18 protein-coding genes are annotated in these 21,207 nt (G+C 68.6%); 6 read left to right on the top strand and 12 right to left on the bottom strand.

Features of this window, described 5'->3' with window-relative positions; translation table 11 throughout:
• Nucleotides 1–3: 3 nt before the first annotated feature.
• The 5 genes from eno to JOD62_RS11945 form a co-directional block, all read right to left on the bottom strand.
• Nucleotides 4–1,284, bottom strand: a complete 1,281-nt coding sequence (gene eno, locus JOD62_RS11965; protein ID WP_204939494.1) for a phosphopyruvate hydratase — start codon at nucleotides 1,282–1,284, stop codon at nucleotides 4–6.
• 81 nt (nucleotides 1,285–1,365) lie between these two features.
• Nucleotides 1,366–2,028 carry an O-methyltransferase gene (locus JOD62_RS11960; RefSeq protein ID WP_204939493.1) on the bottom strand — a complete coding sequence of 221 codons (663 nt, stop codon included), beginning with the start codon at nucleotides 2,026–2,028 and terminating at the stop codon, nucleotides 1,366–1,368.
• Between the two features lie 51 nt (nucleotides 2,029–2,079).
• On the bottom strand, nucleotides 2,080–3,054 hold the full coding sequence (locus JOD62_RS11955) for a CPBP family intramembrane glutamic endopeptidase (RefSeq protein WP_204939492.1): 975 nt from the start codon (nucleotides 3,052–3,054) through the stop codon (nucleotides 2,080–2,082).
• Nucleotides 3,051–4,091 carry a hypothetical protein gene (locus JOD62_RS11950; RefSeq protein ID WP_204939491.1) on the bottom strand — a complete coding sequence of 347 codons (1,041 nt, stop codon included), beginning with the start codon at nucleotides 4,089–4,091 and terminating at the stop codon, nucleotides 3,051–3,053. The genes JOD62_RS11955 and JOD62_RS11950 overlap by 4 nt, the downstream gene beginning before the upstream one ends.
• On the bottom strand, nucleotides 4,088–4,426 hold the full coding sequence (locus JOD62_RS11945; protein ID WP_378787684.1) for a GntR family transcriptional regulator: 339 nt from the start codon (nucleotides 4,424–4,426) through the stop codon (nucleotides 4,088–4,090). Before JOD62_RS11945 ends, JOD62_RS11950 begins: the two co-directional genes overlap by 4 nt.
• Nucleotides 4,427–4,535: 109 nt before the next feature.
• On the opposite strand from JOD62_RS11945, the gene JOD62_RS11940 reads away from it, so the two are divergent.
• A complete protein-coding gene (locus tag JOD62_RS11940) occupies nucleotides 4,536–5,006 on the top strand; it encodes a PaaI family thioesterase (RefSeq protein WP_204939489.1) in 471 nt (156 codons plus the stop codon).
• Between the two features lie 42 nt (nucleotides 5,007–5,048).
• On the top strand, nucleotides 5,049–6,302 hold the full coding sequence (locus tag JOD62_RS11935) for an APC family permease (protein WP_204939488.1): 1,254 nt from the start codon (nucleotides 5,049–5,051) through the stop codon (nucleotides 6,300–6,302).
• Here JOD62_RS11935 and JOD62_RS11930 read toward each other — a convergent pair.
• Entirely contained in the window at nucleotides 6,278–7,060 is a 783-nt protein-coding gene (locus JOD62_RS11930) for a helix-turn-helix domain-containing protein (protein WP_204939487.1), read from the bottom strand. The two genes, JOD62_RS11935 and JOD62_RS11930, sit on opposite strands and share 25 nt — an antisense overlap.
• Nucleotides 7,061–7,139: 79 nt before the next feature.
• On the opposite strand from JOD62_RS11930, the gene JOD62_RS11925 reads away from it, so the two are divergent.
• Nucleotides 7,140–7,619 carry a VOC family protein gene (locus tag JOD62_RS11925; RefSeq protein ID WP_204939486.1) on the top strand — a complete coding sequence of 160 codons (480 nt, stop codon included), beginning with the start codon at nucleotides 7,140–7,142 and terminating at the stop codon, nucleotides 7,617–7,619.
• Between the two features lie 18 nt (nucleotides 7,620–7,637).
• Here the strand turns inward: JOD62_RS11925 and hisS are convergent, their stop codons facing one another.
• The 3 genes from hisS to nhaA form a co-directional block, all read right to left on the bottom strand.
• Nucleotides 7,638–8,906, bottom strand: a complete 1,269-nt coding sequence (gene hisS / locus JOD62_RS11920) for a histidine--tRNA ligase (protein ID WP_239527209.1) — start codon at nucleotides 8,904–8,906, stop codon at nucleotides 7,638–7,640.
• A gap of 66 nt (nucleotides 8,907–8,972) precedes the next feature.
• Nucleotides 8,973–9,638, bottom strand: a complete 666-nt coding sequence (locus tag JOD62_RS11915; RefSeq protein WP_204939484.1) for a MazG family protein — start codon at nucleotides 9,636–9,638, stop codon at nucleotides 8,973–8,975.
• Nucleotides 9,635–10,798, bottom strand: a complete 1,164-nt coding sequence (gene nhaA, locus JOD62_RS11910; protein ID WP_204939483.1) for a Na+/H+ antiporter NhaA — start codon at nucleotides 10,796–10,798, stop codon at nucleotides 9,635–9,637. Before nhaA ends, JOD62_RS11915 begins: the two co-directional genes overlap by 4 nt.
• Nucleotides 10,799–10,993: 195 nt before the next feature.
• On the opposite strand from nhaA, the gene JOD62_RS11905 reads away from it, so the two are divergent.
• Both JOD62_RS11905 and gdhA read left to right on the top strand, forming a co-directional pair.
• A complete protein-coding gene (locus JOD62_RS11905) occupies nucleotides 10,994–13,588 on the top strand; it encodes a phosphoenolpyruvate carboxylase (protein WP_239527208.1) in 2,595 nt (864 codons plus the stop codon).
• A 158-nt stretch (nucleotides 13,589–13,746) separates the two neighbouring features.
• A complete protein-coding gene (gene gdhA / locus JOD62_RS11900) occupies nucleotides 13,747–15,123 on the top strand; it encodes an NADP-specific glutamate dehydrogenase (RefSeq protein WP_204939481.1) in 1,377 nt (458 codons plus the stop codon).
• Between the two features lie 60 nt (nucleotides 15,124–15,183).
• Here gdhA and JOD62_RS11895 read toward each other — a convergent pair whose 3' ends face one another.
• Nucleotides 15,184–15,780, bottom strand: a complete 597-nt coding sequence (locus JOD62_RS11895) for a gamma carbonic anhydrase family protein (protein WP_204939480.1) — start codon at nucleotides 15,778–15,780, stop codon at nucleotides 15,184–15,186.
• Between the two features lie 116 nt (nucleotides 15,781–15,896).
• On the opposite strand from JOD62_RS11895, the gene JOD62_RS11890 reads away from it, so the two are divergent.
• Entirely contained in the window at nucleotides 15,897–16,772 is an 876-nt protein-coding gene (locus JOD62_RS11890) for an SDR family oxidoreductase (RefSeq protein WP_204939479.1), read from the top strand.
• Here the strand turns inward: JOD62_RS11890 and JOD62_RS11885 are convergent.
• A complete protein-coding gene (locus tag JOD62_RS11885; protein ID WP_204939478.1) occupies nucleotides 16,769–17,581 on the bottom strand; it encodes an alpha/beta fold hydrolase in 813 nt (270 codons plus the stop codon). The genes JOD62_RS11890 and JOD62_RS11885 overlap by 4 nt on opposite strands.
• A gap of 42 nt (nucleotides 17,582–17,623) precedes the next feature.
• Complete coding sequence (gene mfd, locus JOD62_RS11880) at nucleotides 17,624–21,190, bottom strand: transcription-repair coupling factor (protein ID WP_204939477.1); 3,567 nt, start codon at nucleotides 21,188–21,190, stop codon at nucleotides 17,624–17,626.
• Nucleotides 21,191–21,207 lie beyond the last annotated feature (17 nt).

Genomic DNA, 21,207 nt, shown 5'->3' with positions numbered 1-21,207 from the left:
GCCTCAGGCGGAGAAACGCGGGAAGGCCGAAGCGCCGGCGAAGACCGCCGCGTCGCCCAGCTCTTCTTCGATGCGCAGAAGCTGATTGTACTTCGCGACGCGCTCGCTGCGAGCAGGCGCACCCGTCTTGATCTGACCCGCGTTGGTGGCGACGGCGAGGTCGGCGATCATCGTGTCTTCGGTCTCACCCGAACGGTGCGAGAGCATCGCCGTGTAGCCCGAGCGCTGCGCGAGGCTGACGGCGTCGAACGTCTCGGTGAGCGTGCCGATCTGGTTGACCTTGACGAGCAGCGAGTTCGCGACGCCGCGCTTGATGCCGTCAGCGAGGCGCTGCGGGTTGGTGACGAACAGGTCGTCGCCGACGAGCTGCACCTTCTTGCCGAGGGCGTCGGTGAGGAGGCTCCAGTTGTCCCAGTCGTCCTCAGCGAGTGCGTCCTCGATCGTGACGATCGGGAAGTCGTTGACGAGACCGACGTAGTACTCGATCAGCTCGGGGCCGGTCCAGTCCTTGTTGTCGAGGCGGTAGACGCCGTCCTTGAAGAACTCGGTCGCAGCGACGTCGAGGCCGAGCGCGATGTCCTTGCCCGGGGTGAAGCCGGCCTTCTCGATCGCCTTGATGAGGAACTCGAGGCCTTCGCGGTTGCTGGGCAGGTCGGGGGCGAAGCCACCCTCGTCGCCGAGGCCCGTGGCGTAGCCGGCGGCCTTCAGCTCGCTGCGGAGCACGTGGTACGTCTCCACGCCCCAGCGGAGCGACTCTGCATAGGTGTCGGCGCCGATCGGAGCGAGGAAGAACTCCTGCATGTCGATGCCGTTGTCGGCGTGCTCGCCGCCGTTGATGACGTTGAACAGCGGAACGGGCAGCAGGTGCGCGTTCGGACCGCCGAGGTAGCGGAAGAGCGGGAGGTCGGAGGAGTCTGCGGCCGCCTTGGCGACGGCGAGGCTCACGCCGAGGATCGCGTTGGCGCCGACGCGGCCCTTGTTGCTGGTGCCGTCGACCTCGATGAGGATCTCGTCGATGACGCGCTGCTCGCTGGCTTCCATGCCCTCGATCGCCGGGCCGAGCTCGTCGATGACGGCCTCGACGGCCTTCAGGACACCCTTGCCGCCGTAACGGCTCTTGTCGCCGTCGCGAAGTTCGTATGCCTCGAACGCGCCGGTGGACGCACCGGAGGGAACGGCGGCGCGCTGCACGATGCCGTCATCGAGAAGCACCTCCACCTCGACGGTCGGGTTACCGCGCGAGTCGAGAATCTCGCGAGCGCCTACAGCCTCGATCTGTGCCACGTATGTGCTCCTTGCTCAGGGGGAAGGGTGTGGTGGAGCGACGTCGATCCGTGGTCAGTCTAGCCGTGTGCGCGGACGCCCTCAGGCGAGCAGGGCGAGTGCGACGCCGTCCCAGCCTTTCAGGCCGACGGTCTGCAGGGCTGTGGCGTCGAATCGCGGGTCCTCCCCCAGCATCCGCAGGCCTGCGAGAGTGCCCTGCACTTTGGAGTCCGTGCTGTCGGCGTGGAGGATCTCGCCGTCGCGACCAATGTTGTCGAGGACGATCAGCGCCCCCGGATGGCCGAGTTTCGCGGCCCAGTCGAGGTAGAGCGTGTTCGACTCCTTGTCGGCGTCGATGAAGATCAGATCGAAGCCCGGCACGAGGGTCGGCAGGACCTCGGCACCGCGGCCGATGCGGATGTCGACCCGCTCTCCCACCCCCGCGGCATCGATGTTCGCGCGCGCCACGGCGGCGTTCTGCGCCTCCGCCTCGATCGTGACCACACGTCCGGCCTCGCCGACGGCGCGGGCGAGCCAGATCGTGGAGTAGCCACCCAGGGTTCCGATCTCCAGGACTCGACGTGCGCCACCGAGGCGCGCGAGCAGGTTCAGGAGCTTGCCCGAGACGGGAGCGACCTCGATCGCCGGGAGCCCCGCGGCATGCTGCGCCGCGAGCGTCGCCTCCAGCGCCGGGTCGTGCCCTACGAGGAGGTCAGCGAGCAGTTCGTCGGCCGCTGCCCAGTTCTGCGGTGTCGGTTGCGCCATGCTCCTCAGCCAACTCGCTGGGCGCATCGCCGTCAAGGGGCCAAAGGCGCATCACGGCGCCGGTGTCTCCACGGCAGGCGGCGCCACCACGCGCTCGCGACACAGAGCGAGCTCGGGCTGCGTGCGGAACTGACCGGTGAGTGCGAGGACGAGCGCGACGACGGCGAGGACGCCCCAGCTGACAACGCCCAGCGGCCCGACGATCGCCAGATCGAACGGGGTTCCGATGGGCTGCAGCAGCAGGATGAGTCCGGCCGCGGCGTTGAGCGCACCGTGCCCGACGACCGCGGGCCAGACCGATCCCGAACGCAGGCGCAGCCATCCGAAGAAGACGCCCCAGGCGACACAGCCGCCCATCATGAACAGCACTCCCGTGATGTCGGTACGGCCGAAGTTGTAGCCGAGCAGGATGATCGGCGCATGCCACAGCCCCCAGATCGCGCCGCTCAGAACGAGCGCCGGCCAGGTGCCGAGGGGACGGAGCGCAGGCAGCAGCCAGCCGCGCCACCCGATCTCCTCTCCGAAGGCGGCAACGCTGTTGATGAGGGCGCCGAGGGGAACCATGGCCAGCTGTGCGACGACCAGCGCTTCAACGGGCGGGAGTGGGGTGCGCGCCGGTGTCGCAGATTCGAGGAGCGCAGCGTACGCCGAGAAGGTGAAGTCCGGCTGCGCCAGCCCGAACAGTGCGGACACCGCCACGATGAGCACGATCAGCACGACAGGTGCAAGCCATCCGACGACGATGAGCCAGACCACGCGCTTGGCGGGGCGCAGGGGCCACAGCCCCAGGAACCGCACCCGCTCCCCCTTCGCGGGAACGCGGAGCGCGAGCATCACGATCAGAGTCGCGACCGCAGGGGTCCACATCATGAGAGGCAGCAGCAGCGGTGCGATGGGTGCCGCCAGGCCCTCGCCCAGCCAGAGGGGCAGTGCGACGAGCCAGGCGAGCGCGCAGGCGGTCACGACGAAGAGCGCGACCGCACCCCACGGGACCGTCCGAAGAGAGTGAGCGGGGGAATCGGTCATGCGTCGTCCTTTCGAGCGGATGCGGCGGTGCTGAGCACGGCCGCGCAGGTGGTGGCGTCATCGACCGTGACGACCATGATCTTTCCGTTCTTGCAGGTCACTTCGATTCCTTCGCCGGTGCGCAGGACGACGCCGAAGCGTCCGTCAACGCCCCAGCGGATTCCCCATCCGCCGAATTCGCCGAATGGGTTCACGGCGACCGCTCGCACCGAGGCGATCTCAGCGGCGGGGATCTCGTAGCGAGGCCAGCCGAGGGCACCGCGAACGTGAAGCCCCGCACTGTCGGCGCGGACGTGGAAGACGGAGGTCGCGAGCATCAGGAGGATCAGCACGACTGCCGTGGCGACCAGGATCCACCCCGCCACGGCATCGACGGCGACGAGGCCGACGCCGAGGGCGAGAGTGATGAAAAGGAGTACGCCGAGGGTGATGATTCCGCTTCGCGACAGCGTGGCGGATCCGAACCAGGCGGCGCTGGCGCCGTCCGCCAGGGGAAGCGGCGCCGCACTGGGACCGCTGCGCAGTTGCGGCTTCGGACTTGCGGGCTGCAGGAACCAGCCGAGGGCGGTGACGCCCACCAGCACCGCGAAGGCGATCAGAACCGCCACGCCGATGTCCGGCGCGTCCTGCGCGTCCTCGAGCCCGCGCTGGGAACCGACGATCACGAGGGTCAGCAGGCCCATCATGCTGGCAAGGCCCAAGCTCGTCGCGGCGAGGAATCGCGCCGTGAACGACGGGTCCTGGGAACGGGGCAACAGCGTCGCCGGTCCTTCCTGATGCTGCGGAAGCCGCCCGGCGAAACGACCCATGACCGCGAAGCTGATGACGAGTGCGGCGCCGATGAGCAGGGGTCCGAGGTTCATCCAGGGTGGACCGAAGCCGTCCGCGCCGTCGGTGCCCCAGTGGATCGCCGAAGGGTTGGGCACCTCCGGGAGCCACACGAGAACCACGACGGCGGCGAGCGCAAGGATCGCCAACGGCACGATCACCCCCACCCAGAGGGCTGCGGTGCGGGCGCGGCGCTGGTCGTGTGTCATGCGGATGTCTCCTTGATCAATGCGGCCAGGGTGTCGGGCGTGATTCCGAGGCGTCGGGCGCGTGCGACGAGGGCCTCAACGTCGGCATGCAGGTCGGCGAGTGAGGCGGCCGCAGCCGTCACGATCGCCCCTCTCCCGCGACGGACCTCGATCAGTCCTTCGTCTCGCAGTTCTTGAAAGGCGTGCAGCACCGTATGCAGGTTGACGCCCAGGCCAGCGGCGATCTCGCGGGCCGGTGGCAGCCTGTCGCCGGGCCGTACGCGCCCTGCGGCGATCGCGGCACGCACGGAGGCGGCGACCTGCTCGAAGAGCGGTCGATCGCTCTGAGCACCCATCGTCAGTAGCATGCGGCCTCACCGTGGCTAGTTCTAGTTCAACTAGAACATTTATAGCAGTCCTACCAACGATGCGGAAGAGCCGATTCCGTCAGCGGAAGATGCTGTCATGCGCATCACACCCCGCCGCCTCGCGATCGGCATGAGCCTGTGGATTCCCAACCTCTTCAGCGGCATCCGCGTGCGCCGCTTCAGCGACGACTGGACGCACGCGACGGTGGAGTTGCACGTCAACGTCTTCACGCGCAACTACGTCAAGACGGCGTTCGGCGGCTCGATGTCGGCGATGACAGATCCCTACTTCTTCATGCTCGTGATGCACCAGCTCGGGCGCGACTACGTCGTCTGGGACACGAAGGGCGAGATCGAGTTCCTGAAGCCGGGCCGCGGCGTGCTGACCGCTGAGTTCGAGGTGTCGGCGGCGAAGGCGCAGGAGATCCGTGACCGCGCGCACGCCGGCGCACCGGTGCGCGAGTGGTTCGAGACGGTCATCACCGACCGCGATGGCGATGTCGTCGCGAAGGTGCGTCGCGAGGTCTACATCCGCGAGAAGAAGCGGGTCACCGACGCGCGACGCTGAGCACGTCACCCGCCGTTCACCCGCAAGTGGGATCCTGATCGAATGCCCCTTGCTCGTGTTCTCCGCCTGCGCGACGCCACAGTCATCGGGCTCGGCTCCATGATCGGGGCCGGAGTCTTCGCCGTCTGGGCGCCTGCTCTCGGCGCCGCGGGCTCCGGCATCCTCATCGCCCTCGCTGTCGCGGCCTTCGTCGCGTTCGCGAACGCGACCTCATCGGCGCAGCTCGCCGCCGTGCACCCGGTGGCCGGCGGCACCTACGCCTACGCACGGGCCGAGATCGGCCCCTGGTCGGGCTTCATCGCGGGCTGGTGTTTCGTGGTCGGCAAGGTCGCCAGCTGCGCCGCGATGGCGATGACCTTCGCCGCCTATGCCGCTCCGGAAGGGTGGCAGCTTCCCGTCGCCGTCATCGCGGTGGCCATGCTCACAGCCGTGAACTGCTTCGGCGTCACGCGTACAGCCCTCCTCACGCGGATCCTGGTCCTCGTCTCGCTGCTTGGTCTCGCGGTCGTCGTCGCGGCCGGCGGAACCGCTGTCGCGACAGGAGCCTCCCCCCAGCCACTTCCTGCCGCGACCGCCTACGGCATCCTGCAGGGAGCGGGTCTGCTGTTCTTCGCCTTCGCCGGCTATGCGCGCATCGCGACGATGGGAGAAGAGGTCACCGATCCGGCGCGCACGATCCCGCGGGCGATCATCCTCGCGCTCGCAGGTGCCGTCACCGTCTACGTCCTCGTCGGTGCGACCGTCGTGCTCACCCTCGGCGCATCGGTGTTGATATCCGCGGCACCACTCGTCGACGTTCTCGCGGCGGCCGGCTGGTCCGCTGCCACGCCCGTCGTCCGTGTGGCCGCCGCGGCCGCCGCGCTCGGGGCCCTTCTGGCGCTGCTCACCGGCATCGGTCGCACAAGTCTCGCCATGGCGCGCGAGAACGACATCCCCCGCTTCTTCGCGCGCATCGACGAACGCTGGCAGGTGCCACGGCGTGCGGAGATCGCGATCGGCGTGCTCGTGATCGGCATCGTCCTGCTCGCCGACCTGCGCGGGGCGATCGGCTTCTCCTCCTTCGGAGTGCTGCTCTACTACCTCATCGCCAATGTCGCTGCCTTCCGCCAGCGCCCGGAAGCGCGCAGGTACCCGCGCGCGCTGCAGATCGCCGGCGCTTTGGCCTGCATCCTCCTCGTCAGCACGCTGCCCACCGAGGCCTCGCTGGTCGGAACAGGCGTGGTGCTCGCCGGTGTCGTGTACCGAATGCTGCGGCTGCGCATCCGCAGGGCTCAGTCCGAGACCCGGCCTCGGTAGTCGCTCGGCGTCAGCCCGAGGACCGCCCGGAAATCGTGACTCAGGTGGGCGTGATCTGCATAGCCGAGCTCGGCCGCAAGACCAGCCAGATCGGCCCCGGGGTCATCACGCAGCCGCTGCGCCGCCTCCTGCAGTCGGCGGCGCCGGATCATCGCAAGAGGAGGAACGCCGACGTACCGGTGCGCCATGCGCTGCAGCGTGCGCAGCGACACCGCGAGGCGGGCCGCGGCGTCATCTGCGCGCCGCACCGTGGCATCCGTCATCAGCAGCGCCGCCATGCGATTCGCCTGACGCGCGGCTTCGCTCACCTCCCCGACGCGCGAGACGAGCCAGGCCGACACCTCCTGCGCCGCACGCGTTCGCCCTTCGGCACCGCCGACGGACATCGCCGCCGCCACCTCAGCCCGCAGCCCTTCCGCATCCACCGCGACCTCCCGATCGACCAGCTCCGCCGGCGCATCGCTCAGCGCCGCGGCAGCCGCCGGGGTGAGCAGCGCACCCACCGCCCATCCGGACCCGTGCAGATCGCGATGACTCCTCCTGGTCGTCGCGCCGGCGAGCACGATCCCCTCTGCCATCACGACGAGGTTCAACGCAGGAAAGGCGACGACCTCCTGCCGCGAGGTGACGCCCTCAGGAAGATCCCACTCCGGGATCCACAGCCAGGAGATGAGCTCCGACGCCGCCTCCGGCGCAGGGATTCGGTGAAGCTGCGGCATCTGCGCGGGGTAGAGCACTCCGCGTTCCTGATCGATCATTCCCCCAGGGTAGAGAGTGGGCGCCGAGGATGTCGCAGATTTCCAAGCAGACGCCGCGGGGCCTTTCTAGCGTGGACCCATGACCACAGGAATCTACACAGACAATGGCCGTCCGCTGCGATCCAGCACCCTCACCCCCTTCCTCGCGATCCCCGACGCGCGCGGTGCGCTGGAGTTCTACCGCGACGTCTTCGGTGCGAGCGTGCAGGGCGTGACCGAGATGGGCGGCATGATCGTGCACGCCGATGTGGTGTTCCCGTTCGGAGGGATGCAGATCGGCGAACCCAACCCCGAGTACCACCTCGTCGCCCCGCCCACCGGCGAGGACGACTGCTACTCGATCGGGATCTACGTTCCCGACGTCGACGGGGTGTTCGAGGCAGCGGTCGCCGCAGGTGCGCAGGTACGCGAAGCGCCGTCGACATTCGTCTCGGGCGACCGTTTCGCGAGTGTTCGCGACCCGTTCGGTGTGCGGTGGTCGATCATGACCCGCATCGAAGACATCTCCGATGAAGAGAGCGCCCGCCGCGTCGAGGAATGGGCGGCATCCTTCACGTGATCGCCGTGGCGCTCGGGGTCAGCCCAGCGGCTTAACCTCGAGCGCTCCCGGGGCATCGCCGGCACGCACCGCGGCGAAAGCCGTGTAGCCGTCGCCCTGCGCACGCTCAAGAAGAGCCTTGAAATTCTTCGTGCGACGCTCCAGACGCACCCGCGCGCCCGCATCGATCAGAGCCTTCTTGTGCGCGAGCAGCTCGACCACCGGAACATCCGCGTCGTGCACGAGCACGACAGCGTTGGCCGTGGCGTCCTGCTGCTCTGCCACCAGATCGACGATGCGCTCGAATCCGATCGAGAAGCCGACCGCCGGCACCTGCTGGCCGAGGAAACGACCGATCATGCCGTCGTAGCGCCCGCCGCCGCCGAGCGAGTAGTCGACCGACGGGTGCGCGAGCTCGAAGATCGTGCCTGTGTAGTAGCCCATGCCGCGCACGAGGAACGGATCGAAGACGAGCGGGACAGGGTCGATTCCCGGCGCGGGCTCGCGAGAGGCGGCCACAGCCTCGCCGATCCCGACGAGGTGCGCGACGATCTCATCCGGCGCGTTCTCGGGCAGTCCCTTGCGAATCTGACGCTCGCCGAACGGGTTGTACTCGAGCGTCTGCGGACGTCGCAGGAACGCTTCGAAGGCATCGACGGCGGATGCGGCAGCACCGCGTTCACGCAGCTCCGCCGCGACGCCGTCCGGACCGATCTTGTCGAGCTTGTCGATCGTGATGAGGACTCCTGCGCGCTCGTCCGGAGCGAACCCGAAGGTGTCGAGCATCCAGTCCAGGGCGCGCCGGTCGTTGATCCGGACGGTCGCGCCTTCGAGTCCGAGTGCGTCGATCGCATCCAGGGACGCCGCGATGAGCTCCGCCTCGGCGCGTGCGGAGTCATCGCCCATGATGTCGATGTCGCACTGCATGAACTGGCGGTAACGCCCCTTCTGCGGACGCTCAGCGCGCCACACCGGGCCGATCTGAATAGCTCGGAAGACACCGGGGAGTTGCCCGCGGTTGCTCGCGTAGTAGCGCGCGAGGGGCACCGTCAGGTCGTAGCGCAGACCCAGATCGGCCAGAGCCGCCGGGTCGTCGGCACCCGCACGGATCGCCTCCGCTTCCAGGCCGCGGCGCAGGACGTTGAAGGCGAGCTTCTCGTTGTCGCCGCCGATGCCCGCGTGCAGCCGGGAGTACTCCTCCAGGGCCGGGGTCTCGATCTCGTCGAATCCGTGCGCACGATAGCGCTCGCGGATGATCGCCAGCACGCGCTCTCGCCGCGCCTTGTCGGCGGGAAGGATGTCGCGCATTCCACGGGGAGGGTTCACGGTAGCCACAGCACTATCTTCCCAGGTCTGCACCGTGGGCCTGCGCCGTCAGTCGCCCGCGGGCTCCGCGGCGCGAACCTCGGCTTCGAGAGCCGCGAGGCGCTCACGCAGTGCGCGCTCCGCGTCCCAGCCCTGCGCGCGGGCCTGAGCGACGAGCGCGAGAAGCGCGTCCCCGAGATCGGCTTCGGACGCGACCGCTCGCGGCGAATCACTGGGCGGGACCGTCGGACCGGCCACGCGGCCCAGCACCTTCTGCGCCCGCGCGAGGGCGGGCATCCCCCGGGGGATGCCATCGAGAACACTCCGGCGCTCGCGCTTCTCCGCGGCCTTTGCCGCATTCCAGTGCACGAGCACCTCCTCCGGCGTGCGGGCGACGGCATCGCCGAACACGTGCGGATGACGCCTCACCATCTTCTCGCTCAGAGTGCGGGCGACGTCATCGATGGTGAACGGGTCGTCCTCGTCTTCCGCAGCCACGGCGGCATGGAAGAGCACCTGCCAGAGCAGGTCACCGAGCTCCTCGCGCATTTCGACGCGGTCGCCGTTCTCGATGGCGTCGATGAGCTCGTGGGATTCCTCGATCAGATAGGGCACGAGATCCCGATGCGTGATCCGCTGCGACCACACGCAGCGTTCACGGACGGCGCGCATCGTCTCGGCCGCGTCCTGCAGAGGAACGCGCTCCTCAGTGCCGCGCCGTCCGTCCGGGCTCATGCGATCGCCATCGCCCTGCGGTAGCCGCGAGCACGGGCCGACACGATGACCGCCGCGAGCACCAGCGAGATGAGCGACCCGAGGAGAACACCGAGGATCGCCTGGTCGCGGATGACCGCGTCCTCTGCGAAGGCCAGGTTCGCCAGCAGCAGCGACACCGTGAAGCCGATGCCGCCCAGGGCGCCTGCCGCGAGGATGTCCACGAAGGGCAGTGCAGGAGCAGCCCCCTTCGGACGGATGCGCATCGCGACCCAGCCGAACAGCGCGATACCCAGGATCTTGCCCACCGGCAGAGCGACAACGATCGCCCAGAAGGCTGGGGAGAGCTCCGTCGGCGACACCTGTGGGATCACGACGAAGGCGGCGACGAACGCGAAGATCGGCAGCACGATCCCGTTGACCCACGGCTCGAGGACGTGCCGTGTCTGGTCTGCGGGTTTCGGCGCCATGACGAGGCCGAGCATGACACCTGCGATCGTCGCATGGACGCCCGACGAGGCCACGAGACCCCAGGCCACGAGACCGACCAGCACCATCGCGATGGCCACCGGAATGCGGGCGCCGCCCCGGAGCATCCGGCTCAGCACGGCAAAGACCGCCACGGCGACCACGCCGAGGAGGAACATCACGAAGTCGAGGTCCTTCGCGAACAGGACCGCGATGAAGATGATGCCGACGATGTCGTCGAGGATCGCGAGCGCCAGCAGGAACACGCGCACCGCCGAGGGCAGCCCGCGCCCGAACACCGCGAGCACGCCGAGCGCGAACGCGATGTCGGTGGCGGTCGGGATCGGCCAGCCGCTGCTCGTCTCCGCACCCCCAGCAATCATCAGGTAGACGACGACCGGGATCAGGATGCCACCGGCCGCCGCGATCGCCGGCTGCAGAGCCTTGCGCACGCTGTTGAGGTCGCCACGCGTGAGTTCGTACTGCAGCTCGAGTGCGACGACGAAGAAGAAGATCGCGAGCAGTCCGTCCGACACCCAGTGCGCGACCGACAGGTCGAGCATCGTGCCGGGGACCGCGATGTGCGCATCGAGGAGTCCGGCGATGCCGTCATGGGCCGGGGTGTTGGCGAGAAGGAGACCCACCCCCGCTGCGACCAGCAGAAGAATCGCCGGAAATTGCTGAGAACGAAGAGGATTGCGCGAAGTACTCATCGATTCCATCGTACGTTGCGCCGCTGGCGGGGCATCCGGATCCGAGTCCTGACGCGACTGCCTGTCGCGGGCCGTAACCGTGCGGGAGCACGCTGCTGACCCGGCTACGCTCGAAAGGTGACCCCCGAACCCACGAACACTGAAGCAATCCGTCTCATTGGGCGATTCGAGGCCGGCCGCGAGATTCCGGACGCCATGCGCGCCGATGTGCGGATGCTGGGAGCTCTGCTCGGCCAGGTTCTGCGCGAATGCGGCAGCGACGGCCTCTTCGACGATGTGGAGCGACTGCGCATCGCCACGATCCAGGCGTACGACGATGACTCCGCCGAGGCCTTCGCCCGCGCCACCGAGATCGCCGAATCCTTCTCGGTGCAGCGCGCCGACGAGGTCGCTCGCGCCTTCACCGCCTACTTCCACCTCGTGAACCTCGCGGAAGAGCACCAGCGCGTGCGCGTGCTCCGCGATCGGGCGGGTCAGCCGGGCCGACCCGACGCCAATGACACCGTCGCGACCGCGTTCGCGCAGCTCGTCGGCGAGGTCGGCTCCGAGGAGGCGCAGCGGCGCCTGGGCGCGCTGCGCTTCCACCCCGTGTTCACGGCGCACCCGACCGAGGCCCGCCGTCGCGCGGTCTCCAGCAGCATCCGCCGTCTGGCCGATCTGCTGACCCAGCACGACGTCGCAAGCGAGGGCGGTGCCGAACAGCAGCGCGCGCAGCGCCGGATGCTGGAAGAGGTCGACACTCTCTGGCGCACCGCCCCTCTGCGTGCGGAGAAGCCCGCGCCCACCGATGAGGTGCGCACGGTCATGTCCGTGTTCGACGAGACCCTCTTCACGACGGTGCCGCACGTGTACCGCCGCATCGACGATGCGCTGCGCGGGTCCGACTCCGGCAACTCCGCGCCGATCGCACCCGCTTTCGTGCGCGTCGGATCGTGGGTCGGCGGCGACCGCGACGGCAACCCGTTCGTCACGGCAGACGTCACACGCGAGGCCGCGGCCATCGCGTCCGATCACGTCCTGCGCGGCCTCGAGAGCGCGATCGCCCGCATCGGACGAACACTGACACTGGATGCCGAGGGCACCCCGCCCTCCGCCGCGGTCGAGGCACTCTGGGACCAGCTGCGCGCCGCAGATCCCGAGACTGCGGAAGAGATTGCCAAGCGCTCCCCCGAAGAGCCGCACCGCCGAGTCATGCTGCTCATCGCGGGCCGCGTCACGGCGACCCGCCTCGGTGATCGGGCACGCGGGTACCGCGTCCCCGACGAGCTGCTCGCCGATCTGCGCGCTGTGCAGGACTCGCTCGAGGCTGCCGGGGCGCGCCGTCACGCCTTCGGCGGCGTGCAGCACCTCATCTGGCAGGTCGAGACGTACGGCTTCCACCTCACCGAGCTCGAAGTGCGCCAGCACTCCCAGGTGCACCGCACCGCGCTCGCCGAGCTGCAGGCCGGCGGCGAGATCAGCGAACAGACGCAGGAGGTCCTTGAGGTCTTCCGCGCTGTCGCGCACATCCAGAACACGTACGGTCCGCGCTCCGCCGGACGCTACGTGGTGTCGTTCACGCAGTCCGCCGACGACCTCGCGAACGTGCACCGTCTCGCGCGCTTCGCCTTCCCCGACGGCGACGGGCCCGTCCTCGACGTCGTCCCGCTCTTCGAGACCTTCGCCGACCTGCAGGCGGCCCCCGGCATCCTCGCCGAGGTCATCACGCATCCTGAGGTCTCTGCGCGTCTCGCGCAGACCGGTCGCCGCATGGAGGTCATGCTCGGCTACTCCGACTCGTCGAAGGACGTCGGGCCCGTCGCGGCAACCCTCGCGCTCTACGAAGCGCAGGCGCTCATCGCCGGGTGGGCGAAGGAGTCGGGCATCGAGCTCACGCTCTTCCATGGCCGTGGCGGTGCGCTCGGACGCGGTGGTGGACCCGCCAACTCGGCGATCCTCGCTCAGCCGCCGCACTCCGTCGATGGCCGCTTCAAGCTGACCGAGCAGGGCGAGACGATCTTCGCCCGCTACGGAGAGCCCGCGATCGCGATGCGCCACATCGATCAGGTCGCCGCCGCCACCCTGCTGGCGTCCTCGCCGAGCGTCGAGAAGCGCACGAGCGAGGCTGCGGAGCGCTTCGCCGAGGTGGCATCGGTGATGGATGCCGCCTCCCGTGAGCGCTTCTTCTCGCTTGTGAAGGCCGAGGGCTTCGCCCCCTGGTTCGCCACGGTCACCCCGCTGGAGGAGATCGGTCTGCTCGCGCTGGGATCGCGCCCTGCCCGCCGAGGCCTCTCCGTCGAGTCCCTGGAAGATCTCCGCGCCATTCCGTGGGTGTTCGCCTGGACACAGGCGCGCATCAACCTCGCCGGCTGGTTCGGCCTGGGCTCCGCCCTCGACGCCGTCGGCGATGTCGCGCTCCTGCAGACCGCATATCGTGACTGGCCGCTGCTGCGGACGATGATCGACAACGTCGCGATGAGTCTTGCCAAGACAGACACGCGCATCGCACGCCGCTACCTCGAGCTCGGCGATCGTCCGGAGCTGGCGCAGCTCGTCCTCGACGAGCTGGAGCTGACCCGGGAATGGGTGATCCGCCTGACCGGCGGCGACGAGCTGCTCGCGAACAAGCGCGTGCTTCAGCGCGCCGTCAAGATGCGCAGCCCCTACGTCGACGCGCTCTCCCTGCTCCAGCTGCGTGCGCTGCGTGCGCTGCGCGACACCCCGGAGAACGCCCCGCAGGATCCGGAGCTGCAGCGACTTCTGCTGCTGTCGGTCAGCGGCGTCGCCGCGGGCCTGCAGAACACGGGATGACACACCCAGATGCCCGGGGCATTACAGCCTCGGGCATCTGTGTGTCAACGTCCCACGCCTGACACGGTAAAGTGAAATCTCCTCGCCGTATCCGGCGCCCTCGCGCGTGACACGATCGACCGCGCTCCTCGTCTCTTCGTCTAGAAAGCTTCCCCCGCGTGACCGAGACCGCAACGCTTGCACCTGAATTCCACCCTCTCGCTGATTCCGTTCAGCCCATCTTCGACACCGTGCAGGCCCGCAGCCCTCACGAGCCCGAGTTCCACCAGGCCGTTCACGAGGTGCTCCACTCGATCGCCCCCGTGCTGACGAAGCACCCTGAGTTCGTCGAGAACGGCGTCCTCGAGCGGCTCGTCGAGCCCGAGCGCCAGATCATGTTCCGCGTGCCATGGATCGACGACGCCGGTCGCCTGCAGGTGAACCGCGGCTACCGCATCCAGTTCTCCTCCGTGCTCGGCCCGTACAAGGGCGGACTGCGTTTCCACCCCTCGGTGAACCTGTCGATCATCAAGTTCCTCGGCTTCGAGCAGATCTTCAAGAACGCGCTCACCGGCCAGGGCATCGGCGGCGGCAAGGGCGGCTCGGACTTCGACCCGCACGGCCGCAGCGAGGCCGAGGTCATGCGCTTCTGCCAGTCGTTCATGAGCGAGCTGTACCGCCACATCGGCGAGCACACCGACGTCCCCGCGGGTGACATCGGCGTCGGCGGCCGCGAGATCGGCTACCTGTTCGGTATGTACCGCAAGATCACCAACCGCCACGAGTCCGGCATCCTGACCGGCAAGGGCATCGGCTGGGGCGGTGCGCAGGTGCGCACCGAGGCCACCGGCTACGGCGCGGTCTTCTTCGTGCAGGAGATGCTTGCGGTGCACGGCGAGTCTCTCGAGGGCAAGCGCGTCGCGGTCTCCGGATCGGGCAACGTCGCGATCTACGCGATCGAGAAGGCCACGCAGCTGGGCGCCAAGGCGATCACCGCCTCCGACTCCTCCGGCTACATCGTCGACGACGCCGGCATCGATCTGAGCCTGCTGCGCCAGATCAAGGAGGTCGAGCGCGGCCGCATCGTCGAGTACGCGAAGCGTCGCCCCGGCGCACGCTTCGTCGAAGGCGGCAACGTCTGGGAGACGCCGGTCGACATCGCGATCCCCTCCGCCACCCAGAACGAGCTCAGCGAGGCATCCGCCCGCATCCTCATCGCCAACGGCGTGCGCGCTGTCGCCGAGGGCGCGAACATGCCCTGTGTGCCCGAGGCCGTCGAAGCCTTCCAGCAGTCCGAGGTGCTGTTCGCGCCGGGCAAGGCAGCGAACGCCGGTGGTGTCGCGACCTCCGCACTCGAGATGAGCCAGAACGCCTCGCGTCAGCGCTGGGGCTTCGCCGACAGCGAGCAGAAGCTGCGCGACATCATGGCTGACGTTCACGACGCCTCGTTCCGCGCTGCTGAGCGATACGGCGCCCCCGGCGACTACGTCGTCGGTGCCAACAGCGCCGGCTTCGAACGCGTCGCGACCGCCATGCTCGCCCAGGGCGTCATCTGAGCATCCGCGTCATGCCGAAGGCCTCTCCCCCGCAGGGAGAGGCCTTCGGTCGTTTCTGGCTCAGACGGAGCGGTCGTCGACGTGCCGCGCCAGCGACTGACCGTAGCGCTCGGTGAGCTGCACCATGAGATCCGGTGTGTCGCGGTCGACGCCGAACACGTACCCGGGGAAATCGAGTTCCGGCTGTGCCGCGGCGATCTCCTCCGCGCGATCCGGAGACAGGAGCTGCACCGGATCCCCCACGGCGACCCAGCCGATCGGCACCACGGTTCCTTCTGGCAGAACCGCGCGTCGGTGCACGATCGCGTTGACCCGCACCTCGCAGCGGTCCCCCACCCGTGCACCATTGAACACGCGTGCGCCCGAGGCGAAGAACACCTCCTCGCCGACCGTGGCTCCCGCGATGCTCGCAAGAGTGCCGACCAGGCAGTGGGGTCCGATGTGGACGGCATCGGCGGCGGTCGCACGGATGAGCGCGTTCTCCATCACGATGACGTGGGCGCCCAGCGTGATCGGCCCACCCTCCGCGGTGATCACGGCCCCGTGCAAGACCTGACATCCCGGACCGATCTGCACGTCGCCGGAGATGACGGCCGTGGGAGCGATGACTGCGGTGTCGTCGATGCGGGGCCGAGCCCCGAGGTGCTCGTAGATCATGCGCCCACCGTAGCGCGCTGCTAGGCTCGCCGTCATGCAATGCCGTTGACTTCGTTCTCGCACTTCCCCGCGCGCTTCGGGTTGTTCCACGCGCGCCCCGAACGAAAGACCGCATCATGCACCTTCCTCTTCGCGGACAGACCGCGCTCATCACCGGCGTCTCTCGCCGTGCCGGAATCGGATTCGGCGTCGCTCTCGCCCTCGCCCACCTCGGCGCACACGTGTTCCTCCATCATTTCCGTCCCCACGACGTCGATCAGCCCTGGGGTGGCGATGACCTCGACGCCGTGCGCAGCGGCGTTCGCGATGCTCTCGCGCCCGGCGCGCGGATGGGTGACAGGAATGCCGATCTGCGTGATCCTGCCGCCATCGACGACCTCGTGGATGCGGCCACCGCGCTGACCGGTCGTCTCGACATCCTCGTGTGCAACCAGGCGATGAGCGGCGGTGACGGCAGCATCTTCGATCTGACCGCCGACGCCCTCGACGCCCACTGGCAGACGAACGCCCGTGCGACGCTCCTGCTGACAGGGGCGCTCGCGCGGCGCCGCCGAGCGGAGCAGCAGACGACGTCCGGGAAGCCCGCACGCCCGGGAGACCGGAACACCGGCGGTCAGCCCTTCGCCGCGCCGACCGGAAGGGTGATTTGGATGACGTCCGGGCAGGCTGATGGGCCGATGCGCGGAGAAGTGGCATACGCGACGAGCAAAGCCGCCCTCGCGGGCGTCACCCGCACGGTCGCCGCCGAGCTGCTGGAGGTCGGGCTGGTCCTCAACACCGTGAACCCCGGCCCCGTCGACACCGGGTATCTGGATCCGGCAACGACCGATCGTGATCTCAGCTGGATTCCGGAGTACCTGCAGAAGACGCCGTTCGGCCGATTCGGGAGGCCCGAGGACCCCGCACAGCTCATCGCCTGGCTGTGTACCGACGCCGCATCCTGGATCGTCGGACAGACCCTGACCAGCGACGGAGGATTCTCGCTGCTCTAGTGGGGGGCTGTGTCCGGAAGCAGAGAAAGGATCTCCAGCAGGTCGTGCGCCGTCTCATCCGGCGCATCCAGCATCGGCAGATGCCCTGCATCCTCGATCACGTAGGCGACGATCCCCTCAACGAGCGCCCAGCGCCGCATCGCGGAGACGATGTTGCCGGTGCGGTCCTCCGCGCCGTGCATGAGCGCAAGCGGGACGGGGGTGCGGTAGCTGTCGTCGGGGTCGACGAAAGACACGGTCGCCCGCCAGACGTCGAGGAAGCGCGCCTTCGGCATGCGAGCGAAGACGGCTTCGGTGGCGGCGATGGCACCCGGCGTCACCGCCGACGCGCGCGCCATAAGCCCGGGAAGACGTCGTGCAGGAATGAGCGCGAGCGCGGGGGCCGCCAACCGCAGTGCCACCCGCTCGACGGAGGTCAGCGGCCCGGCGTTCCACGTCGCGCCGATCACGATGAGGGCGGCGACGCGGTCGGGCTCGGCCCGCACGAACGCCTGCGACAGGTTGCCGCCCAGTGAGTGTCCGACGAGGATCGGTCGAGCGAGGTTCAGCTCCTCGAGCAGCGCGCCGAGATCGGCGAGCGTGTCAGCGGCACGGAAACGCACGTGCGCGTCGAGGGTGGATTCCCCGTGGCCGCGCTGGTCCCAGAGCACCGGGCGGAATCCGGCCTCCTGCACCCGCTCGGCGAGCGCCGTGAAACTTGTGTGGTCCATCCCCGCGCCGTGGGTGAATACCACGGCGCGACCGTCGCCCTCGCCCACGCGATAGCGGATACGAGCACCGGGACGCTCCATCCTGCGGTCTAGGCTCATGCGCCGACGGTACCAGCGGCACCTGTGCACACCCCGGACGGATCAGCTGCTCGCCGCGACCGGTTCGGGGAAGAGGGCGGTGAGCAGCTGTCCGACCCAGTCGAGGAGCTGCTCATCGGTCATCGCCTCATCGCCGGGACGCGGAATCGGGACGACGAGAGCATCGCCACCGCTCACGAGCTTCGCGGTCGGGTACAGGCGGCGCAGACGCACCTGCATCGAGTCGGCGAGATGTGCCGGTGCGATGCGCAGGTTCGAGCCCATCACGACGACATCGCTGATTCCCGCGCGCGCGGCGCGGCGACGGAGACGTGCCACGGCGACGAGTCCTTCGACCTCCGGCGGGGGCGTTCCATAGCGGTCGGTCAGTTCATCGATCACCAGACCGATCGCATCATCCGCTGCGGTGGCCGTGGAGGCCGACGAGAGCTTCTGGTAGGCCTCCAGACGCAGACGCTCACTGTCGATGTAGGCATCCGGGATGCGCGCGTCGATCGGCAGCTCCAGTCGCAGCTCGGCGCCGGTCTCGGTCTCTTCACCGCGGAAGGTCGACACGGCCTCTCCGATCATCCGCAGGTACAGGTCGAAGCCGACGCCCGCGATGTGTCCGGCTTGCTCGGCGCCGAGCATGTTGCCGGCACCGCGGATCTCCAGGTCTTTCAGCGCCACCTGCATGCCCGACCCGAGCTCGTTGTTGACCGCGATGGTCTGCAGACGGTCGGCGGCGGTCTCGGAGAGCGGTTTGAGCTCGTCGTAGAGGAAATACGCGTAGGCGCGCTCGCGGCCTCGTCCGACGCGCCCGCGCAGCTGGTGCAGCTGCGACAGGCCGTAGCGGTCGGCTCGATCGATGATGATGGTGTTCGCGTTCGAGATGTCGAGACCGGTCTCGATGATCGTCGTCGACACGAGCACGTCGAACTTGCGCTCCCAGAAGTCGTCGACGACCTGCTCGAGCTGGTGCTCCCCCATCTGCCCGTGGGCGACGGCGATGCGCGCCTCGGGAACGAGCTCGGCGAGCTGTGCGGCGACCCGCTGAATCGACTGCACCCGGTTGTGCACGTAGAAGACCTGTCCTTCGCGGAGGATCTCACGACGGATCGCCGCGGCGACCTGCTTGTCGTTGCGAGGACCCACGAACGAGAGGATCGGGTGCCGGTCTTCTGGCGGCGTCGCCAGCGTCGACATCTCCCGGATCCCGGTCACGGCCATCTCGAGCGTGCGCGGGATGGGTGTCGCGCTCATCGCCAGGATGTCGACGTTCGTCTTCATCTTCTTCAGGGCGTCCTTGTGCTCGACGCCGAATCGCTGCTCCTCATCGATGATCATGAGTCCCAGGTCTTTGAAGATGACCTGGTCGGTGAGGATGCGGTGTGTTCCGATGACCATGTCGACCGTGCCGTCGAGCAGGCCCTGCAGCACGAGGCGCGCCTCTTTGTCGGTCTGGAAGCGCGACAGCGGACGCACCTTGACCGGGAAGCCCGCGAAGCGCTCGGTGAAGGTCTCGAGGTGCTGCTTCACCAGCAGCGTCGTCGGCACGAGCATGGCGACCTGCTTGCCGTCCTGGATCGCCTTGAATGCGGCCCGCACCGCGACTTCGGTCTTGCCGAAGCCGACGTCGCCCGAGAGCAGACGGTCCATGGGAATCGGCCGTTCCATGTCGGCCTTGATCTCGTCGATCGTCTGCAGCTGATCGTGGGTCTCCGCGAACGGAAACGCCTCTTCCAGCTCGCGCTGCCAGGGAGTGTCAGGGCCGAAGGCGTGACCCTTCGCGCTCATCCGGGCCGAGTACAGCTTGACGAGCTCGACCGCGATGTCGCGCACTGCCTTGCGCGCCTTGCCTTTGGCTGCCGCCCAGTCGCTGCCGCCCATCTTCGACAGCGTGGGCGCTTCGCCACCGACGTACTTCGACAGCAGGTCGAGCTGGTCGGTCGGCACGAAGAGCTTGTCGCCCGGATAGCCGCGCTTCGACGGCGCGTACTCGAGAACCAGGTAGTCACGGGTCGTCTTGACGGCGTTGCGCCCTCCGGTGGACACCTCGCGCTGGGTCATCTCGACGAAGCGCGCGATGCCGTGCGTGGCGTGCACGACGAAGTCGCCGGGCTTGAGCTGCATCGGATCGACGACGTTCTTGCGGCGCGAGGCGAGCTTCTTGACCACACGCTGGTCGCCGCCGATCGTGCGTCCGTAGAACTCGTTCTCGGTGAGCACCGCGAGCCCCGCCTCGGGAACCTGGAATCCGGCCTCGATGCTCCCCACCACGAGCGTCGCCACTCCCGCATCGGGAACCTCGGTGAGATCGGGGACGATTCGTGCCGCGACCCCTCGATCGGACAGGACATCGCGCGCACGGTCGATGAGTCCTGCGCCTGCAGCGACGAGCACGACGCGCCAGCCGTCGCTGACACGTGCGGAGACGAACTCTATGGCGCCGTCGACATTGCCGTGGAACGACGGGATCGGCACGGCGGTCTGTCCGTCGGATCCGGCATCGAGATGTTCGCTCTCGGAACCGGGATCGAAGGCGCTCAGCCGCCACCAGACGCCGTCTCGGTCGTGCACGGCCGTGCGGAAGTCACCGAGCGAGAGAAAGTCTCCGGCGCCGAGGTCGACAGGCGCGGATGCCCCGGCCGTTGCGGCGCTCCATGCCGCCTCCAGGAACTCACGGTTGGTCTCGCCCAGGCTCGTCGCGCGCGCGCTGGCACGCTCGGGGTCGACCAGCGCCGTGGCGGATCCCGCGGGCAGATAGTCGGCGAGCGGCACGAGCGGCCCTGCGACCGCCGGCAGCAGCGACTCCATGCCCTCGACCGGGATTCCCTCTGCCATCTTCTGCAGCATCGCGGCAATCCCCGGGAAGACCGCAACGAGCGACGCTGCCTTCTCGCGCACGGCGGGCGTCAGCAGCAGCTCGCGGCTCGCAGGAAGCGACACCTCTGCGACCTCACCCGGCAGTGAGCGCTGGTCGGCGACCGAGAAGAAGCGAATCTCGTCGACTTCATCGCCGAAGAACTCAACTCGGGCCGGATGCTCGGCAGTCGGCGGGAACACGTCGAGGATGCCGCCGCGCACGGCGAACTCGCCGCGACGGGAGACCATGTCGACGCGCGAGTACGCACGCTCGACGAGCGTGCGAGCGACCTCATCGAGTTCGAGACCGCGGGCGCCCTTGCGCAGCACGAGCGCGGAGATTCCGCCGAGATCCGGGGCAAGCGGCTGCAGAGCCGCGCGCACGGACGCCACCACGATGAGCGGATGCGTGCCGTCCCACTCGGTTATGCGCCCCAGCACGTCCAAGCGGCGCCCTACCGTGTCGGGGCTGGGGCTCAAGCGCTCGTGCGGCAGCGTCTCCCATGCCGGGAACGTCAGCACCTCCGCGTCCGGAACATAGGAGACGAGGGCGCTCGCCAGCGTCTCAGCGCGCCGACCGGTGGGGACGACGACGAGGAGCGCAGCGGGCTTCCCGGAGTCGGCCCGGCGCTGAAGCAGTCCTGCGAGCAGCGGAGCGTCCATGCCGTCGGCAGCGATCAGCTCGGCATCGGTCTGCGCCCAACTCAGCGCATCACGAAACGGCGATGCCTCTTCCAAGGCGCGAACAATCCCCTGCACAGTCACCGAACGAGTCTACGGCG

It is taken from the genome of Microbacterium keratanolyticum (assembly GCF_016907255.1).
GTDB classification, from domain to species: domain Bacteria; phylum Actinomycetota; class Actinomycetes; order Actinomycetales; family Microbacteriaceae; genus Microbacterium; species Microbacterium keratanolyticum.
This window is presented reverse-complemented; position numbering and strand designations above follow the sequence as displayed.

What these genes read in the sequence shown, in the direction of transcription:
- JOD62_RS11960 (WP_204939493.1), bottom strand. Translation starts at nt 2,028, where the DNA reads ATGGCGCAACCGACACCGCAGAACTGGGCAGCGGCCGACGAACTGCTC.
- JOD62_RS11955 (WP_204939492.1), bottom strand. Translation starts at nt 3,054, where the DNA reads ATGACCGATTCCCCCGCTCACTCTCTTCGGACGGTCCCGTGGGGTGCG.
- JOD62_RS11950 (WP_204939491.1), bottom strand. Translation starts at nt 4,091, where the DNA reads ATGACACACGACCAGCGCCGCGCCCGCACCGCAGCCCTCTGGGTGGGG.
- JOD62_RS11945 (WP_378787684.1), bottom strand. Translation starts at nt 4,426, where the DNA reads ATGGGTGCTCAGAGCGATCGACCGCTCTTCGAGCAGGTCGCCGCCTCC.
- JOD62_RS11940 (WP_204939489.1), top strand. Translation starts at nt 4,536, where the DNA reads ATGCGCATCACACCCCGCCGCCTCGCGATCGGCATGAGCCTGTGGATT.
- JOD62_RS11935 (WP_204939488.1), top strand. Translation starts at nt 5,049, where the DNA reads ATGCCCCTTGCTCGTGTTCTCCGCCTGCGCGACGCCACAGTCATCGGG.
- JOD62_RS11930 (WP_204939487.1), bottom strand. Translation starts at nt 7,060, where the DNA reads ATGATCGATCAGGAACGCGGAGTGCTCTACCCCGCGCAGATGCCGCAG.
- JOD62_RS11925 (WP_204939486.1), top strand. Translation starts at nt 7,140, where the DNA reads ATGACCACAGGAATCTACACAGACAATGGCCGTCCGCTGCGATCCAGC.
- hisS (WP_239527209.1), bottom strand. Translation starts at nt 8,906, where the DNA reads ATGCGCGACATCCTTCCCGCCGACAAGGCGCGGCGAGAGCGCGTGCTG.
- JOD62_RS11915 (WP_204939484.1), bottom strand. Translation starts at nt 9,638, where the DNA reads ATGAGCCCGGACGGACGGCGCGGCACTGAGGAGCGCGTTCCTCTGCAG.
- nhaA (WP_204939483.1), bottom strand. Translation starts at nt 10,798, where the DNA reads ATGAGTACTTCGCGCAATCCTCTTCGTTCTCAGCAATTTCCGGCGATT.
- JOD62_RS11905 (WP_239527208.1), top strand. Translation starts at nt 10,994, where the DNA reads ATGCGCGCCGATGTGCGGATGCTGGGAGCTCTGCTCGGCCAGGTTCTG.
- JOD62_RS11895 (WP_204939480.1), bottom strand. Translation starts at nt 15,780, where the DNA reads ATGATCTACGAGCACCTCGGGGCTCGGCCCCGCATCGACGACACCGCA.
- JOD62_RS11890 (WP_204939479.1), top strand. Translation starts at nt 15,897, where the DNA reads ATGCACCTTCCTCTTCGCGGACAGACCGCGCTCATCACCGGCGTCTCT.
- JOD62_RS11885 (WP_204939478.1), bottom strand. Translation starts at nt 17,581, where the DNA reads ATGAGCCTAGACCGCAGGATGGAGCGTCCCGGTGCTCGTATCCGCTAT.